General features: G+C 69.6%; 15 protein-coding genes and 4 tRNA genes. 10 read left to right on the top strand and 9 right to left on the bottom strand.

Annotation, left to right across the window (positions count from 1 at the left end; translation table 11 throughout):
• The first annotated feature begins 26 nt into the window (after positions 1-26).
• The 4 genes from N8I87_RS12955 to N8I87_RS12940 all read left to right on the top strand — a co-directional run bounded on the left by N8I87_RS12955 (position 27) and on the right by N8I87_RS12940 (position 6,083).
• A complete protein-coding gene (locus N8I87_RS12955; RefSeq protein ID WP_263208459.1) occupies positions 27-1,313 on the top strand; it encodes a deoxyguanosinetriphosphate triphosphohydrolase in 1,287 nt (428 codons plus the stop codon).
• 135 nt (positions 1,314-1,448) lie between these two features.
• Entirely contained in the window at positions 1,449-2,714 is a 1,266-nt protein-coding gene (locus N8I87_RS12950; protein WP_263208457.1) for an NAD(P)/FAD-dependent oxidoreductase, read from the top strand.
• A 61-nt stretch (positions 2,715-2,775) separates the two neighbouring features.
• Entirely contained in the window at positions 2,776-4,686 is a 1,911-nt protein-coding gene (gene dnaG, locus N8I87_RS12945; RefSeq protein ID WP_263208455.1) for a DNA primase, read from the top strand.
• 104 nt (positions 4,687-4,790) lie between these two features.
• Entirely contained in the window at positions 4,791-6,083 is a 1,293-nt protein-coding gene (locus N8I87_RS12940; protein ID WP_263208453.1) for an RNA polymerase sigma factor, read from the top strand.
• 49 nt (positions 6,084-6,132) lie between these two features.
• Here N8I87_RS12940 and N8I87_RS12935 read toward each other — a convergent pair whose 3' ends face one another.
• From N8I87_RS12935 to N8I87_RS12920, 4 genes are all read right to left on the bottom strand, one after another.
• Positions 6,133-8,115: an ABC transporter ATP-binding protein gene (locus N8I87_RS12935; RefSeq protein ID WP_263208451.1), complete on the bottom strand. Its 1,983-nt coding sequence runs from the start codon at positions 8,113-8,115 to the stop codon at positions 6,133-6,135.
• Positions 8,115-9,848: an ABC transporter ATP-binding protein gene (locus tag N8I87_RS12930; RefSeq protein WP_263208449.1), complete on the bottom strand. Its 1,734-nt coding sequence runs from the start codon at positions 9,846-9,848 to the stop codon at positions 8,115-8,117. Before N8I87_RS12930 ends, N8I87_RS12935 begins: the two co-directional genes overlap by 1 nt.
• Before the next feature lie 160 nt (positions 9,849-10,008).
• Complete coding sequence (locus N8I87_RS12925; RefSeq protein ID WP_263208448.1) at positions 10,009-11,460, bottom strand: FGGY family carbohydrate kinase; 1,452 nt, start codon at positions 11,458-11,460, stop codon at positions 10,009-10,011.
• A 92-nt stretch (positions 11,461-11,552) separates the two neighbouring features.
• Positions 11,553-11,858, bottom strand: a complete 306-nt coding sequence (locus N8I87_RS12920; protein WP_263208446.1) for a YtxH domain-containing protein — start codon at positions 11,856-11,858, stop codon at positions 11,553-11,555.
• A gap of 157 nt (positions 11,859-12,015) precedes the next feature.
• On the opposite strand from N8I87_RS12920, the gene N8I87_RS12915 reads away from it, so the two are divergent.
• From N8I87_RS12915 to N8I87_RS12905, 3 genes are all read left to right on the top strand, one after another.
• Positions 12,016-12,088, top strand: a tRNA-Asn gene (locus tag N8I87_RS12915).
• Positions 12,089-12,093: 5 nt separating this feature from the next.
• Positions 12,094-12,166, top strand: a tRNA-Asn gene (locus tag N8I87_RS12910).
• A 168-nt stretch (positions 12,167-12,334) separates the two neighbouring features.
• Positions 12,335-12,408, top strand: a tRNA-Ile gene (locus N8I87_RS12905).
• 275 nt (positions 12,409-12,683) lie between these two features.
• Here N8I87_RS12905 and N8I87_RS12900 read toward each other — a convergent pair.
• The 3 genes from N8I87_RS12900 to N8I87_RS12890 all read right to left on the bottom strand — a co-directional run bounded on the left by N8I87_RS12900 (position 12,684) and on the right by N8I87_RS12890 (position 13,455).
• Positions 12,684-12,938 carry a Txe/YoeB family addiction module toxin gene (locus tag N8I87_RS12900; RefSeq protein ID WP_263208444.1) on the bottom strand — a complete coding sequence of 85 codons (255 nt, stop codon included), beginning with the start codon at positions 12,936-12,938 and terminating at the stop codon, positions 12,684-12,686.
• Positions 12,935-13,198, bottom strand: a complete 264-nt coding sequence (locus N8I87_RS12895) for a type II toxin-antitoxin system Phd/YefM family antitoxin (RefSeq protein ID WP_142164117.1) — start codon at positions 13,196-13,198, stop codon at positions 12,935-12,937. The genes N8I87_RS12900 and N8I87_RS12895 overlap by 4 nt, the downstream gene beginning before the upstream one ends.
• A gap of 119 nt (positions 13,199-13,317) precedes the next feature.
• The gene (locus tag N8I87_RS12890) at positions 13,318-13,455 is read right to left on the bottom strand and encodes a hypothetical protein (RefSeq protein ID WP_263208441.1); all 138 of its coding nucleotides are present in this window, start codon (positions 13,453-13,455) and stop codon (positions 13,318-13,320) included.
• 26 nt (positions 13,456-13,481) lie between these two features.
• On the opposite strand from N8I87_RS12890, the gene N8I87_RS44000 reads away from it, so the two are divergent.
• The 3 genes from N8I87_RS44000 (at position 13,482) to N8I87_RS12880 (ending at position 15,401) form a co-directional block, all read left to right on the top strand.
• Complete coding sequence (locus N8I87_RS44000; RefSeq protein ID WP_317633462.1) at positions 13,482-13,964, top strand: SWIM zinc finger family protein; 483 nt, start codon at positions 13,482-13,484, stop codon at positions 13,962-13,964.
• Between the two features lie 98 nt (positions 13,965-14,062).
• Positions 14,063-15,169 carry a DUF6880 family protein gene (locus tag N8I87_RS12885; protein WP_317633461.1) on the top strand — a complete coding sequence of 369 codons (1,107 nt, stop codon included), beginning with the start codon at positions 14,063-14,065 and terminating at the stop codon, positions 15,167-15,169.
• Between the two features lie 160 nt (positions 15,170-15,329).
• Positions 15,330-15,401, top strand: a tRNA-Ile gene (locus N8I87_RS12880).
• Between the two features lie 590 nt (positions 15,402-15,991).
• Here the strand turns inward: N8I87_RS12880 and N8I87_RS12875 are convergent.
• Together N8I87_RS12875 and N8I87_RS12870 are read right to left on the bottom strand one after the other, a co-directional pair.
• Positions 15,992-16,423 carry a Rossmann-fold NAD(P)-binding domain-containing protein gene (locus tag N8I87_RS12875; RefSeq protein ID WP_263208439.1) on the bottom strand — a complete coding sequence of 144 codons (432 nt, stop codon included), beginning with the start codon at positions 16,421-16,423 and terminating at the stop codon, positions 15,992-15,994.
• Between the two features lie 132 nt (positions 16,424-16,555).
• The gene (locus N8I87_RS12870) at positions 16,556-17,290 is read right to left on the bottom strand and encodes a TetR/AcrR family transcriptional regulator (RefSeq protein WP_263208438.1); all 735 of its coding nucleotides are present in this window, start codon (positions 17,288-17,290) and stop codon (positions 16,556-16,558) included.
• Between the last annotated feature and the right edge of the window lie 60 nt (positions 17,291-17,350).

The raw sequence follows: 17,350 nt of genomic DNA, 5'->3' as shown, positions 1-17,350 counted from the left end.
TCACTGGCGACGCTTACTGTCGAACCATGGAAGGCACAGGCACCGAACCCGAACCGCTCCCCGGCTACGACCCGACGTCAGCCGACCGCTGGGCGCCCGAGCCGGACAAACGCCCAGGCCGCACCGCCTTCCAGCGAGACCGCGCACGCATCCTGCACTCCGCGGCCCTGCGCCGCCTCGCGGGCAAGACGCAGGTGGTCACCCCGGGAACCAGCAACCAGGCGTGGGACGCCAGTCCCAGAACCCGGCTGACCCACTCCCTGGAGTGCGCCCAGGTCGGCCGTGAGCTGGGCGCGGCCCTCGGCTGCGACCCCGACCTCGTCGAAGCGGCCTGCCTCTCCCACGACCTCGGCCACCCGCCCTTCGGTCACAACGGCGAACAGGCGCTCAACGAGTTCGCCGAGGACTGCGGCGGCTTCGAGGGCAACGCCCAGTCCCTCAGGCTCCTCACCCGCATCGAGCCCAAGCGCTTCACCGCGCAGGGCTCCGTCGGCCTCAACCTCACCCGCGCCGCCCTGGACGCCGCCACCAAGTACCCCTGGCCGCGCGGCGGCCACCCCACCGACCCCAAGTCCCGCAAGTTCGGGGTCTACGAGGAGGACCGGCCCGTCTTCGACTGGGTCCGCAAGGAGGCCCCCGGCACGCGCACATGCTTCGAGGCCCAGGTGATGGACTGGTCCGACGACGTGGCGTACTCGGTGCACGACGTCGAGGACGGCCTGCACGCCGGCCACATCGACCCCAACTGCCTGCACGCCGAGCCCGAGCGGCAGGCGGTCTTCGCGGTCGCCGTCGGCCGGTACGTCCCGGCGGACACCGACCCGGCCGAACTCGCCGAGGCCCTCGACCGGCTCCAGGACCAGGAGTGGTGGCCGCACGGGTACGACGGCACGGCGGTCGCCCAGGCCCGCCTCAAGGACGCCACCAGCCAGCTCATCGGCCGCTTCTGCCTGGCCGCCGAGGGTGCCACGCGCGCCGCGTACGGCAGCGGCGGCCTCACCCGCTACGGCGCCGAACTCGTCGTACCGAGACCGGCCCGCATGGAGTGCGCGGTGCTCAAGGCGGTCGCCGACCGGTACGTCATGCAGCGCGCCGAACAGGAGCGGCTCCGCGCCGACCAGCGGGTCGTCGTCGCCGAACTCGCCGAGGCGCTCACCGCCCGCGCGCCGGACGGACTGGATCCGCAGTTTCGCGCCCTGTTCGACGGGGCACCCGACGATCACGCCCGCAAACGCGTGATCGTCGACCAGATCGCCTCCCTCACCGACGCCTCCGCGCGCTCGCTCCACGCGCGCCTGACGGGGCACGTATGACCGACACGTGAGACTGACGAGGCACGTGTGACAAGGAAGTGACCCTCCGTGGCCTGATCGGGCCACTCCCTCTTCCCGCATCACGCTGCGTGCGGGACGCTCGCATATGGCGGCACCCTTACGAGGAGGCATCAAGTGGTCGACGCGGATCAGACATTCGTCATCGTCGGAGGAGGTCTGGCCGGCGCGAAGGCGGCCGAGACGCTGCGTGCTGAGGGCTTCACCGGCCGGGTGATACTGATCAGCGACGAACGCGACCACCCGTACGAACGCCCGCCCCTGTCCAAGGGTTATCTGCTCGGCAAGGAGGAGCGCGACAGCGTCTTCGTGCACGAGCCCGCCTGGTACGCGCAGAACGACATCGAGCTGCACCTCGGCCAGACCGTCGACGCGATCGACCGCACCGCGAGGACCGTGCGCTTCGGCGACGACGGCACCCTCGTCCACTACGACAAGCTGCTCCTCACCACGGGCGCCGAGCCCCGCCGCCTCGACATCCCCGGCACCGACCTGGTGGGCGTCCACCATCTGCGGCGCCTCGCGCACGCCGAGCGCCTCAAGGGCGTCCTGACCGCCCTCGGCCGGGACAACGGCCATCTGGTGATCGCGGGCGCCGGCTGGATCGGCCTGGAGGTCGCGGCGGCGGCCCGCGAGTACGGCGCGGAGGTGACCGTCATCGAGCCGCTGCCGACCCCGCTGCACAGCGTCCTCGGCCCCGAGCTCGGCAATGTCTTCGAGGAACTGCACCGTGAGCGCGGCGTCCGCTTCCACTTCGGCGTCCGGCTGACGGAGATCGTCGGCCAGGACGGCATGGTGCTGGCCGCGCGGACCGACGACGGCGAGGAGTACCCGGCGCACGACGTGCTGGCGGCCATCGGCGCGGCGCCGCGCATCGGTCTGGCGGAGGCCGCGGGGCTGGAGATCGCCGGCCGTGCCCACGGCGGCGGCGTCGCGGTCGACGAGCGGCTGCGCACCTCCGACCCCGACATCCACGCGGCCGGCGACGTGGCGTCCTTCCCGCACGCCCTGTTCGACACCCGGCTGCGGGTGGAGCACTGGGCCAACGCGCTCAACGGCGGCCCGGCGGCGGCCCGCGCGATGCTGGGCAAGGACGTCCTCTACGACCGCGTGCCCTACTTCTTCTCCGACCAGTACGACCTGGGGATGGAGTACAGCGGGTGGGCGCCCCCGGGGTCGTACGACGAGGTCGTGATCCGGGGCGACGCGGGCAAGCGCGAGTTCATCGCGTTCTGGGTGAAGGAGGGGAGGGTGCTCGCCGGGATGAATGTGAATGTGTGGGACGTCACAGAGCCGATCCAGCGGCTGATCCGCTCCACGACCCCGGTGAACACGGAGGCCCTGGCGGACCCGCACATTCCGCTCGAAAGCCTTGTCCCGTGAGCGTCGGTCCGTGCGGACGCCACGCCCCAGGAGTGTCGGTGCGGCCCCGTAGAATCACCACGTGGCAGGACGGATCAACGACGAGGACGTGAAGGCGGTACGGGACGCGGTCCCGATCGACGCCGTGGTGTCCGAGTACCTCCAGCTGCGCAACGCGGGCGGCGGCAACCTCAAGGGCCTGTGCCCGTTCCACGACGAGAAGTCGCCGTCCTTCCAGGTCAGCCCGAGCAAGGGACTCTTCCACTGCTTCGGCTGCCAGGAGGGCGGCGACACCATCACGTTCGTGATGAAGGTCGACCACCTCTCCTTCTCGGAGGCGGTCGAGCGCCTAGCGGCCCAGGCCGGCATCACCCTGCGCTACGAGGAGGGCGGCTACAACCCGGCCCACCAGCGAGGCGAGCGCATCCGCCTGGTCGAGGCGCACAAGATCGCCGCGCAGTGGTACGCCGAACAGCTCGCCACCGGCCCCGAGGCCGAGACCGGCCGGGCCTTCCTCGCCGAGCGCGGCTTCGACCAGTCCGCCGCCGTCCACTTCGGCGTCGGCTACAGCCCCCAGGGCTGGGACCACCTCACCAGGTACCTCCGAGGCAAGGGCTTCACCGACAAGGAACTGCTCCTGTCCGGCCTCTCCCAGGAGGGCCGCCGCGGCCCCATCGACCGCTTCCGCGGCCGGCTCATGTGGCCGATCCGCGACATCGGCGGCGAGGTGGTGGGCTTCGGCGCCCGCAAGCTGTACGAGGCGGACAACGGACCCAAGTACCTCAACACGCCCGAGACCGCGATCTACAAGAAGTCCCAGGTCCTGTACGGCATCGACCTCGCGAAGAAGGACATCGCGAAGGTCAGCCGCGCGGTCGTGGTCGAGGGCTACACGGACGTCATGGCGTGCCACCTCGCCGGAGTGACGACCGCGATCGCCACGTGCGGTACGGCGTTCGGCGGCGAGCACATCAAGATCCTGCGCCGGCTGCTGATGGACAACGGCAGCGCCCGGGTGATCTTCACCTTCGACGGTGACGCGGCCGGCCAGAAGGCGGCCCTGCGCGCCTTCGAGGACGACCAGAAGTTCGCCGCCGAGACGTACATCGCCATCGCGCCCGACGGCATGGACCCCTGCGAACTGCGCCTGGCCAAGGGCGACGAGGCGGTCGCCGACCTGGCCGAACCGCGCACCCCACTCTTCGAGTTCGCGCTGCGCCAGATCGTGAACCGATACGACCTGGACACCCCGGCGGCCCGGGCGGCCGCCCTGGACGAGGCGGCGCCGATCGTCGCCCGCATCAAGAACAGCGGCGCGCAGCACGAGGTCGCGGTGGAGCTGGCCGGGATGCTGGGCATCCTGGACACCCAGTTCGTGGTCAAGCGGGTCGCCCAGCTGGCGCGTTGGGCCCGCGAACGGGGCGGCGGCAGGGGTCAGGCCCCGGCCTCCCGCGCTCCCCAGCAGTACGAGGCGGCCACCTCCGCCCGCCCCGCAGGACCCGGTCCGGCCCTGAACCTCCGCAACCCGGTGTACGCCACCGAACGCGAGCTCCTCAAACTGGCCCTCCAGCGCCCGGAGCTGGTCTCCCCGGCGTTCGACGCGTACGGCGTGGACGAGTTCACCGCCCCGCCCTACGCCGCCGTACGCCAGGCCGTCCTGGACGCGGGCGGCGCCGAGTACGGCGTACAGGACCCGCAGGAGTATCTGGTCCGGGTCCGTGAGGCGGCCCCCGACGACACGGTCCGCGCGATGGTCACGGAGCTGGCGGTCGAGGCGATCATGCGCCGCACGGTCGACGAGGCGTACGCGGGTGACCAGCTCGTGATGGTCCGCCGCCGCGCCGTGGACCGCCGTATCCACGACATCCAGATCACCCTCACCCGCCTCGGCAGCAACGCCGACCCGGCCCATCTGGCCGCCGTACAGAACGAGTTGTGGGTGTTGCAGCAGTACGGCCAGGCGCTTCGAGAGCAGGGAGCGGCCGCTCTCTGAGCGGTTCGCATACGCCAGGGTTACCACGCGGTCACGACTCGGACGCAAAAAGTCACCGCACGCCCCTCGTGGCGGCGATGTGTCTTACCCCACACTGGGTTCCGGTGCCTGAGTCCTCGGAGCGCGGCCGATCCGTCCCTCACGGGTCCCACACCCCCGCGGTTCCGCTCATCGCGTACGGGACGGACAGCGGCGAGGCCGTCGACTCCGTCCCCGAAGTACCGCTGCCGTACTCCTTGGCAGCGATCATCCTGGAGGTCGCCCCCGTGCAGACCCAGACCCTCACACAGACCGGCGTCGGCACGACCGAGGAGCCGGACGCGGAGACCGAGGTCTTCGCGGCCGTGCCCCCGCAGGGCCGTGTCGCGCTGCACCCCGAGACGGAGCCGGAGGCTCCGTCCGAACCGGCGGAGCCACCCGCCGAGGCGCTGGCCGCGCAGGCCCCCGAGCCCGCCGTACCGCCCGCCGTCCGCCCCGACACCGGCGGGCCCTCGTCGGACCTGTTCCGCCAGTACCTGCGCGAGATCGGCCGTATCCCGCTGCTCACCGCGGCCGAGGAGGTCGAGCTCGCCCGCCGGGTCGAGGCCGGGCTGTTCGCCGAGGAGAAGCTCGGCAGCACCCCCGACCTGGACGAACGGCTCGCCCTCGACCTGGACAAACTGGTCGTCATGGGCCGGATGGCCAAGCGTCGGCTCATCGAGGCCAACCTCCGGCTCGTGGTCTCCGTCGCCAAGCGGTACGTCGGGCGCGGACTGACCATGCTGGACCTGGTCCAGGAGGGGAACCTCGGGCTCATCAGGGCCGTCGAGAAGTTCGACTACGCCCGCGGCTACAAGTTCTCCACCTACGCCACCTGGTGGATCCGGCAGGCCATGTCCCGCGCCCTCGCCGACCAGGCCCGCACCATCCGCGTGCCCGTACACGTCGTCGAGCTCATCAACCGGGTCGTGCGGGTGCAGCGCCGGATGCTCCAGGAGCGCGGCTACGAGCCCACGCCCGACGAGGTCGCCGCCCACCTCGACCTGCCGCCCGAGCGGGTCAGCGAGGTGCTGCGGCTCGCCCAGGAGCCCGTCTCGCTGCACGCGCCCGTGGGCGAGGAGGACGACGTCGCCCTCGGTGACCTGATCGAGGACGGCGACGCCACCAGCCCCGTGGAGTCGGCCGCCTTCCTGCTGCTCAGGGAGCATCTGGAGGCCGTACTGTCGACCCTGGGGGAGCGCGAGCGCAAGGTCGTACAGCTGCGCTACGGACTCGCCGACGGCCGCCCCCGCACCCTGGAGGAGATCGGACGCATCTTCGGCGTCACCCGGGAGCGGATCCGCCAGATCGAGTCGAAGACCCTCAACAAACTCCGCGACCACGCGTTCGCGGACCAGCTGCGGGGTTACCTGGACTGAGAGGGGCCGCTCACCCCACGGCGAGCGGCCCCCTGCGGTACGAACCCGCTCAGTCCACCTCCGCGACCGCCTGCGCGAACTGCGCCTTGTACAGCCGCGCATAGGCACCGTCCGCGGCCAGCAGCTCCGCGTGCGCGCCCTGTTCGACGATCGAGCCGTTCTCCATCACCAGGATCGTGTCGGCGTCCCGGATCGTCGAGAGCCGGTGCGCGATGACGAACGACGTCCGCCCGTGCGCCAGCTTGGCCATCGCCTTCTGGATCAGCACCTCGGTACGGGTGTCGACGGAGCTGGTCGCCTCGTCGAGCACCAGGATCACCGGGTCGGACAGGAACGCCCGCGCGATGGTGATGAGCTGCTTCTCACCGGCGCTGACACCCGTGCCCTCGTCGTCGATCACGGTGTCGTAGCCGTCGGGCAGGGTACGGATGAAACGGTCGGCGTGGGCCGCGCGCGCCGCCTCCTCGATCTCGCCCCGGGTGACCTCGCCCGCCCGTCGCCCGCCACCACCCTGACCGAGTGCGCTGCGCGCACCCCCTTCCACTCCAGCGCCGTACGCGATGTTCTCCGCGATCGTGCCGCCGAACAGCCAGGTGTCCTGGAGCACCATGCCGATTCCGGCCCGGAGTTCGTCACGGGACATCCTGCGGATGTCGACGCCGTCGAGGGTGATCCGCCCGCCGGACACGTCGTAGAACCGCATCAGCAGATTGACCAGCGTGGTCTTGCCCGCGCCCGTCGGACCCACGATCGCGACCGTGTGTCCCGGCTCCACCTTCAGCGACAGGTCCTCGATCAGCGGCTTCTCGGGCTCGTACCGGAACGACACATGCTCCAGCGCCACGCGCCCGGTCGCTTCCGCCGGCCGCTCGCCCGGTACCGGGTCCGCCTCCTGCTCCTCCGCGTCCAGGAGTTCGAAGATCCGCTCGGCCGAGGCGACGCCCGACTGCACCAGGTTGGCCATCGAGGCGACCTGGGTCAGCGGCATCGAGAACTGCCGCGAGTACTGGATGAAGGCCTGCACGTCACCGATCGACAGCGCGCCGGACGCCACCCGCAGACCGCCGACCACGGCGACGAGCACGTAGTTCAGGTTCGACACGAACATCATCAGCGGCTGCATCACCCCGCTGTTGAACTGCGCCTTGAACCCGGCCTCGTACAGCGCGTCGTTCTGCTCGGCGAACTGCTGCGCCGACTCCTGCTGCCGACCGAACACCTTCACCAGGGTGTGCCCGGTGTACATCTCCTCGATGTGCGCGTTCAGCTTGCCGGTGGAGCGCCACTGCTGCACGAAGTGCGGCTGCGAGCGCTTGCCGACCCGGGTCGCCACGACGAACGACAGCGGCACGGTGACCAGCGCGACCAGGGCCAGCAGCCACGACACCCAGAACATCATCACCAGCACACCGATGATGGTGAGCACCGAGTTGATGAGCTGGCCCATCGACTGCTGGAGCGTCTGGCCGATGTTGTCGATGTCGTTGGTGGCCCGGGAGAGCACCTCGCCGCGCTGGCGCTTGTCGAAGTACGACAGCGGCAGCCGCGACAGCTTCGCCTGCACGTCCTCGCGCATCCGGTACATCGTGCGGTTCACCGCCCGGTTGACCAGCCGCGTCGCCACCGCCATCAGCAGACCGGCGACGAGGAAGGTGCCGAGCGCGAACAGCAGCACGTTCCCGACGGCGTCGAAGTCGATGCCCTTGCCGGGGGTGAAGTCGGTGCTCTGCAGCATGTCCGCGACGGAGCCCTGGCCCCCCTCGCGCATGGAGTCGAGGACCTGCTCCTTGGTGGCCCCGGCCGGCATCTGCCGGCCGACGATGCCCGCGAAGACCAGGTCGGTGGCCCGGCCGAGGATCTTCGGGCCGATCACGCTCAGGGTCACGCTGACGACGACGCACAGCAGCAGCGCGTAGATCGTCAGCCGTTCGGGCTTGAACCGGGCGATGAGCCGTTTGCCCGACCCCTTGAAGTCCATCGAGCGCTGGTCGGGGCCGCCCCCGGCCATCATGCGTCCCATGGGCCCTGCCATCAGGCGGCCTCCGCTTCCGTCAGCTGGGAGAGCACGATCTCCCGGTAGGTCTCGTTGCAGGCCATGAGCTCGTGGTGCCGGCCGGTGCCGACGACCAGCCCCTCGTCCAGGACCACGATCCGGTCGGCGTCCCGGATGGTCGCCACGCGCTGGGCCACGATCACCACGGTCGCCTCGGCGGTCTCCCGGGCGAGCGCGGTGCGCAGGGCCGCGTCGGTGGCGTAGTCGAGCGCGGAGAAGGAGTCGTCGAACAGATAGATCTCCGGGCGCTGCACGAGCGTGCGGGCGATGGCCAGGCGCTGGCGCTGACCGCCGGAGACATTGGTGCCGCCCTGCGAGACGGGGGCGTTCAGTCCGCCCTCCAGCTGCCGCACGAAGTCCTCGGCCTGCGCGACCTCCAGCGCGTGCCAGAGCTCCTCGTCGGTGGCGTCCGGATTTCCGTAGCGCAGATTGGTGGCCACCGTGCCGGCGAACAGGTACGGCTTCTGCGGGACGAGCCCGACGGTCTTCGCGAGCAGCACCGGGTCGAGGCCCGACACGTCGACGCCGTCCACGAGCACCTCGCCGTCGGTGGCGTCGAACAGCCGCGGGACCAGTCCGAGCAGGGTCGACTTGCCGCTGCCGGTGGAGCCGATCACGGCGGTCGTCTCACCCGGCCGGGCCACCAGGTCGACGGACTTCAGCACCGGCTCCTCGGCACCCGGGTAGCGGAACCCGGCCCCGCGGATCTCCAGATGGCCGTGTCGGCGCAGCTCGGTGACCGGAGCGGCCGGCGGCACCACGCTGGACTCGGTCTCCAGGACCTCCTGGATCCGCTCGGCGCACACCTCCGCGCGCGGCACCATCATGAACATGAAGGTGGCCATCATCACGGACATCACGATCTGCATCAGATAGGCGAGGAACGCCGTCAGATCGCCGATCGCCATCCCGCCGCTGTCGATGCGGTGCGCGCCGAACCACACGACGGCGATCGACGACAGGTTCACCACCGTCATCACGATCGGGAACATCAGCGCGAGCATCCGGCCGGTCGCCAGCTGCATGTCGGTGAGATCGGCGTTCGCCTTCCCGAAGCGGCCCTGCTCGTACTCGTCACGGACGAAGGCGCGGATCACCCGGTTGCCGGTGATCTGCTCGCGCAGCACCCGGTTCACCGTGTCCAGGCGTACCTGCATGGACCGGAACAGCGGGCGCAGCCGGCGCACGATCAGCGTCACACAGATGCCCAGTACCGGTACGACCGCCACCAGGACCCCGGACAGCGGAACGTCCAGACCGAGGGCCAGGACGATGCCGCCCACGCACATGATGGGCGCCGACACCATCAGCGTGAACGTCATCAGGGCCAGCATCTGGACCTGCTGGACGTCATTGGTCGTACGGGTGATGAGGGAGGGGGCGCCGAAGTGACCGACCTCACGTGCGGAGAAGGACTGCACCCTGTCGAAGACGGCGGCGCGGACGTCCCGGCCGAGCGCCGACGCGGTCTTCGCGCCGTAGTACACGGCACCGATGTTGCACACGACCTGCGCCAGCGAGATGCCGATCATCAGGACACCGAAGGACAGGATGTAGCCGGTGTCACCCTTCACGACACCCTGGTCGATGATGTCCGCGTTCAGGGTGGGCAGGTAGAGGGTGGCGCAGGTCTGCAGGAACTGCAGCAGCACCAGGATGGCGATGGGTTTCTTGTAGGGCCTGAGATAGGTCCGCAGAAGTCGTATGAGCACGCTACGTCTCTCGGAGTCGGCGGTGGGGGGCGAGGTGGTTGCCCGTGGCCCCTATCGTCGGACACTCCACCCGCGTTACCTCAACCGATTAATCCGACAGCCGGGCTCCAGCGGACCTCGTGCGACTCCTTTGGGGACCTTACGACCGAAACTACGGCCCTTACGACCGAAACGCCCCGGGGTGGGTCTGCTCGCGCACCGACATGAACTGCTGCCGCACCGCCTGCCCCACCGCCAGCTGGTCGCCGGGATCCAGGACCTGCGCCGCCGCGCCCTGCCAGGCCGGCGGGGTGCGCGGATCGAGCGTGCCCTGGGAGACGCCGAGCGCCCAGGCCGCCTGGCGGGCGGCGCCGATCGCCGCGTAGTCGGCGGGCTGCGGTACGACGACCTGCGCACCGAACAGCGAGGGCGCCGCGGACTGCACCGCCGGCAGCTCGGCGGCCTGCCCCAGCAGGAAGACCCGCCGCACGTCGACGCCCCGACCGCGCAGCACGTCGAGCGCGTCCGCGAGCCCGCAGAGCATGCCTTCGAAGGAGGCCCGCGCCAGGTGCTCGGGCCTCATGGACTCGCGTCTGAGGCCCGCCAGGGTGCCCGCCGTGTGTGGCAGGTTCGGCGTCCGCTCGCCCTCCAGATAGGGCAGCAGGACCAGCCCGTGGGACCCGGGCGTGGACTTCATCGCCAGGTCGGACAGGCTCTCCAGATCGGGCATCCCGAGGAGTTCGGCGGTGCCGCGCAGGGTCCGTACGGCATTCAGGGTGGTCACGACCGGCAGGTGCATACCGGTGGCGTCGGCCAGCGAGGTGATCATGCCCGTCTGGTCGACGAGGGCCTCGGGGTGCACCGCCATCACGGACCCGGAGGCGCCGAGCGACACCACCGCGTCGCCGAGCCCGAGGCCGAGCCCGAACGCGGCGGCCATCGTCTCGCCGGTCCCCGCGGAGATCAGCAGCCCCTCCGGGGTCGTACCGGCCGCGTCGGAGGGACCGATCACCTCCGGCAGCATGGCCTGGTGACCGAGTGCCAGCTCGACCAGTTCGGGCCGGTAGCCACCGATGGCCGCCGACCAGTACCCGGTGGCGGAGGCCCCGCCGCGGTCGGTGGTCCTTCGCACCGGCCGCCCGAGCAGCTGCCAGACGAGCCAGTCGTGTGCCTGGAGCAGGATCGCCGTCCGCCGGGCGTTCTCGGGTTCGCTCTTGGCGAGCCAACGCAGCTTGGTCACCGACTGCGCCGCCTGTGGCACCGAGCCCACCGCCTGCGCCCACGCCTCGCGGCCGCCGAGCGCGTCGACCAGATCGGCCGCCGCGACCTGCGCCCGCTTGTCACCGCCGACCATGGCGGGCCGCACGGTGTTGCCCTGCGCGTCCAGCGGTACGAGTGCGTTCTGCTGGGCGGAGACCCCGATGGCCCGCACACCCTCCAGGAGCCCGCCGCCGGCGGCCTCGCCGAGGGAGAGCAGCCAGGCCTGCGGATCGATGTCGGAGGGCCGGCCGCTCTCGGGGTTGTCCACCGGGTGCGGCGCATAGCCCTGCCGCAGCACGGCTCCCGTGTCCGTGTCGCAGACGACGATGCGAGTGAAATCGGGCGAACTGTCCAACCCGGCGACTATCCCCATGGGAAAAGTCTGCCGTACCGCGCCGCTGGGTTTGGCCATGGGCGCCGTGGGGGCGCGTGTCCTTTTCCCGGTGCGGGCCGTATGAGGTCCCGCTAGGTGTTGCTTGTGCCCCAGTCGTCCGTGCCTGCGCCGTTCGGGTGGTGGGCTCGCATGGCGCGCATGCGCTGGGTCACCGCGTCGGGTACGTGATCGCTGACCTTCTCGCCCACCGCGTGGGCCGCCCGGCCCGCCAGGACGCGCCCCTGCTGGGCGGCCGACTCCGCGGTGTTGCGGACCGCCGGGTTCTGCGCGACCTGCCGTGCGGACTTCTTCAGTTGCTCGTAGCGCTCGCGCCCGGCCCTCGTGCCGAGGACGTAACCCAGGGCGAGTCCGGCGATGAACGTGAGCCGGTAGCGCATGGCGGCCACCCTTCCCTTGTGTAGGTCTGCGGTGCGGCGTTGGCGCGGGGAGAACCGATTGGCGGAGCACCCCCCTGCTTGCGCTAATGTATGTGTCGCAGCGAGCGCGCGCCCCCTGGCGAATACCCAGGTAGGTACGTTCGATGCAACGAGGCATTCCTCCGTAGCTCAATTGGCAGAGCAGCCGGCTGTTAACCGGCAGGTTACTGGTTCGAGTCCAGTCGGGGGAGCTCGGTCCTCCGTAGCTCAATTGGCAGAGCAGCCGGCTGTTAACCGGCAGGTTACTGGTTCGAGTCCAGTCGGGGGAGCATGCTGAACGAGGACCCCGCCGGGGTCCTTTTTCATGTCCGAGGGAACCACCCGGCTCGGGGCGGAGTCCTCAAGGTCATGTGAAGCCGACCATGCGAAGCAGGAGATCGTATGAGCGGCTATGCTGCGGCAGACGGCGCGCACACATGTACGCGACACGCCGCTATGGGGCGGTAGCTCAGCCGGTTAGAGCAGCGGACTCATAATCCGTCGGCCGTGGGTTCGAGTCCCACCCGCCCCACCCCAAGGTTCTCCCAGAGAACCGTTTCTACCTGTGGAAACGCAAGAGCGGGGGTCACCACTCCAGGGTGGGGGCCCCGTTCATTCGTTCAGATCAAGATCCAGGGACGCATGGGACACGGTCAGGCGACATGCGAGGCATAACCAAAATTGGTCGTATCGCCTGATTGACGCCGTGGATGGAAGGCGTCGAGCTGGCCCCGCTGTGCGAGCCGTTGCTGAACGGTGTCGCTCCAGCATCATGCGTTCTTCGGGAGCGGTGAAGGCTCTTCGGTGTCAGTAGTGATACCGAGCCTGGACAATCATCAACTCATCGTCGGACGGCTTGTACACGAGCCGGTGCGTGTCGTCGATTCTCCGAGACCAGTAGCCCGACAGGTCGCCCTTCAGGGGCTCCGGCTTGCCGATGCCCTTGAAGGGATCGCGCATGGTGTCGTCGATCAGCTTGTTGATGCGCTTGACCATCTTGCGGTCGTTCTCGGCCCAGTAGGTGTAGTCCTCCCAGGCGTGGGACGTGAACGAGATCTTCACGCACGCTCCGCGTCGGGGTCGATCAGCTCGCGATGCTGGGCCTTGCCGGCCTCCGCCTCGGCGATGGAGTCGAGCAGGCGACGGGCGTTCTTGGGGGAGCGCAGGAGGTGCACTGTCTCGGTCCAAGAGCTGAAGTCCTCTTCGGACATGAGGACGGCGTTCCCCTTGCGGGAGGTGATGTGAACCGGAGCGTGGTCCTCGTTGACCTGCTCGATCAGCGGGAACAGGTTCTGGCGCGCCTCGCTGGCGGTGATGGACATGCTTGCTGCCTCCTCTCTCGACTTGTACAAGATATAGTACGAGTCTTGATCGTGTCCACAGTTCCCGGCGCGCACGCTGGAGTGGTGTATCGAAGGCCACTCGGTGGTCTCGTTTGTGGCTATGCGGTGAGTTCGGTGGCCGGGCGGCCTGTCTCGTCGAATTCTGTCTCGATCGGGTAGAGGCGGGCCTTGGCCGGCCAGGTCGAGTCCCATGTAGCAGGGGCCTCGGTCCACTCGTCGTTCAGCTTGGTCGGCACCGCGCCTTCCGCGGTTGAATACCGGTGTGGCACGGAAAGCGGCGGGATTCGACGAGGACGATCTGAGGGCGCTGGCCGGGGCTCGGTCCTTCGAGCGGGGGCTGGGGTATCTGGACGCGGTGAGCGGGCTGGAGGTGGGGGAGGGCTCGGTCACCGCTGTGGTGCACTGTACGGATGTCTACGAGGTGGAGCTCACCCTCGGCGGCGAGGAGGGGATCTCGGGATGGTGCGACTGCCCGTACGGACGGGAGGCCAACTTCTGCAAGCACTGTGTGGCGGTCGGGCTGACCGTGTTGCGGCGGGCGAAGACGATCCCGCATCAGCGAGCCGCGGCACGGGCGCGATCTTCCGGCTTGGAGGCGTGGCTTTCGGCGCTGTCACGTGACGAACTCCTGGCGCTGGTGCGGGAGCAGGTCGCCGAGGACCGGGAACTAAGTCGGCGTTTGGAGCTGCGGCAGCCGCTGCTCGTTCCGACCTCAGTACGGTCCGGGATCGGATCATCGCCCTGATCGATCCACGGCCGTTCGCCCGGTACGGGTACATCGAGTACGCGGATGCCTCCGGGTATGCGCGGCAAGTCGCCGAGGCGGCGAGCGCCCTGCGCGCCTTGACCGCCGACGGGCAGGCGGCGCAGGCGGTCGGTCTGGCCGAGGAGGTGATCGGGGTGCTGGGGGAGGCATACGGGGAGATCGACGACTCCGACGGGGTGGTCGGGGAGGCCGCCGCCGCAGTGGCCGAGGCCCACCTGGAGGCTTGTGGGGTCGCACGCCCCGATCCGGCTCGGCTGGCCGAGTGGCTGGTCGGCACGGTGCTTGACGAAAGCAACGACGTGACAGACCTGGATCCGCTCGACTACGCCGACTCGCTGGGGCCGAGTGGACTGGCCCGCATGCGGCAGCTGGCGGCCGGGGCGCTCAGGCGCAGGCCGTCCGGCTGGGCGGAGCGGGACCTGATGGAGCGCCTGGCCAAGGCGGAGGGCGACGTCGATGCACTGGTCGCCCTGCACGCGCAGGACCTCGACCCGTCCGGTGTCACCCATCTGCTCATCGCCGAGGAACTGGAAACGGCGGGCCGTGCGGACGAGGCACTCGCCTGGGCCGAGCGGGGACTGCGGGACTGCGCCGCCGAGCCGTACATCGACGGCCGTTTGGTCGAGCACGTATGCGTCCAGTACGCGAAGACGGGGCGGGCGGCGGACGCGGTCACGGTGCGCCGGGACCGGTTCCGTGTCGAGCGGTCCCTCGCCGCCTACCGGCAGCTGCGCTCCGCCGCCCGGGCGGCAGACTGCTGGAAGAGCGAACGCGCGGCGGCACTGGCCGCTCTGAGCGAGGGCGCCCGTCGTGAACACGGCGGCCGGTACGGCGGGCCCGTGCTGATGGACGCACTGCTCGACGACGGCGACCTGGACGCCGCCTGGTGCGAGGCGGCCGACCGCGCGGACGACCGGCAGTGGGAGCGACTCGCCGACCTGTCGCGCGAGATGCGTCCGGCCGAGTCACTCGGCGTGTACCTGCGGCTGGTCGGGCGGTCGAAGGAGCCGACCGGTGTCCGTGCCTACGAGCACCTGGCCGGGTTTGCTCCTGGCGGCCCGTCCCGTGACTGCCATCGCGCGCTGGGGACCGAGGACGCGTTCACCGTGTATCTCGGCGGTCTGCGAACGGAGCTGAGACGCAGGCGGAAGCTGATGAGCATCCTTGACCGGCACGGGCTGTGAAAGGGCTTCGGCACAGGCCTCATCGGAGGAACGACAGGGACAGGGGCCGGCTCTCCCCGTCGGAAGGCAATGCCGCTGCCGGAGGGTGACAAAAGGGGCCACCCCCCAGAATGGCAAAGCGCCCCTGAACTGCGGTTACAGGAAGATCGAGACAAGAGCCGGGACGGATCGGAAGGTCCGAAAAGGACTCATGATCCGTCGGCCGTGGGTTCGAGTCCCACCCGCCCCACCATGCAGGTCTGTGACCTGCCGAAACGTCTCAGCAGGGGCGCGGATTCAGGACTTTGGGCCAACGGACTGAATCCGCTGCTCGTGAGTTCAACGGCGGTTGGCCTGCGAGGGTTCACGATCCGTTGACCTGGGCAGATGTGGGTTCATCGTCGAGGGGAACCGTGATCGTCGACCTGTACGAGGTGTGGACGCGCAAGTTGGGACGCTGATGGGACGCAGGGAAAGAGAAGACTCGTCTGTGGACCCACTTGCCACCCTCCTCCGGCCGTGACGGGCGGGGGCGACGGGCGGCTTAGCGGATGAGCGGGACACCTTGATCGCTGGGGGCTCTGCGCCCGTCCGGGATGAGGAAGCGGCGGCCCGTACTGATAACGGCCCGAGGAAACCGCGCGCATGTGGTTGGGTGGCTCACAGAGATTAGCCGGGCTGAACCTGAGAGTGCAGGGCGTCCAGGACCAGAGCTGTCCGGCCGATCATGTGGCATGGTCGCGGAGCCCCTTGCCAGCCCAGCCGGTGGACGAATCGCCGACCGGGCTGGGGCGGGTCGGCATCAGCCAGCGGTGAAGTAGTGGCCGTCTTCGAGGTCGACGATTAGGCCGGGGTGGAACGGCTCCCCGTCCAGCAACAACTGCTGGCGTCCGCGTTGGACTTCGTGATGTCGAGCAAGATGAAGGGGAAGCCCTTGAAGTGGTCCGCGGCCTGCTCGGCTGGGATGCTCACGGCCGGGACGTTCAGATGGCGACCGATGGTCTCCGCGATCTCCTGCACCGTGATGCACTCTTCGGCCGCGGCGTACAGCTGTGAGCCTGCCGGGGCCTTCTCCAACGCCAGCCGGTAGAGGTCGCCGCCTTCAAGCGCGTCGGGCTTGCCAAGGCCATGGTGGACGCACTCCACAAGCGCGGCGTATTGGAACCGACCGCGAGTCTTGTCGCCGAACTCGGCATCCGTGCCTTCTACCACGCCTTCGACCAATGGGTCGATCCAGCCAACCAGCAGACGACGCTCACCGAACTCGCACGCCACGCACTCGACGAACTCCGAGCCGCGGTAACTGTGCTCGAGAAGGGGCTATGACTCCCCAACTATCACGCAGGCCACGGTCTCCACAATGGGAGGGGAGCCTCACCCGGCGAGAACGCACGAGCCGTCGGCACCTCAACCGTCGGCGGCAAGGCGGTTCAGCCACTCCCTCAGCAGATGCTGCTCCGCGCTGCTGAGGGTCGTCTGTTCGGGTAGTGCGGCGTGCAAGGCGCGGGCGGCGCCTGCCGGACCGGCGTCCTGCACGGCCGGCTGTTGGTTGGTGACCGCGGCGACCATGGACTCCCGCAGCGCGGTCAACAGGGACGGATTGCGCCGGTTCTCGGGCAGGGACAGCCAGGTGAGCACCGCGCCGCGGGCCGTGGCGTGGATGATCTGGGCCGCGAGTTCCTCGTCGACGCGGAGCCAGCCGCCGGCGGCGAGGCGCCGGACGCGGCCCATCAGGATCTCCGTGCCAGCCTTGAAGGCGGCCGAGGTGGCCCTCGTGGGTTCGCTGTACATCAGCGTGTACAGCGCGGGATTGGCCAGACCGAACTCGACCGCTGTGTCCCAGCCGGCTCTCAGGTCCTCGATGAGGTCTCGCGGGTCGGGGTCGACGTGCTTGGTGGCGAGGAATGCGGCGAATCCGTGCTCGGCCACTGCGTCGAGCAGTCCGTCCTTGTCGCCGAACAGCCGGTAGAGGGCCGGTGGCTGCAGGCCCGCCGCATCGGCGACGGCGCGGGTGGTGACCGCCTCGCGGCCCCCGCGTGTCAGCAGATCGATGGCGGCCTCGATGACCCGCTGCCGGGTCTGTCGGCGGTCGACGGCCGCAGCGTCGGTGGCGCTGCTCCCGCTCCTTGCATGTGGCGGCATGTATCAACGATACCGCAAGGGCGATTCCATTGTTAGTATCGGTGATACGGTCATGTTGGT

The sequence above is a fragment of the Streptomyces sp. HUAS 15-9 genome (assembly GCF_025642155.1).
GTDB lineage: Bacteria > Actinomycetota > Actinomycetes > Streptomycetales > Streptomycetaceae > Streptomyces.
This window is presented reverse-complemented; position numbering and strand designations above follow the sequence as displayed.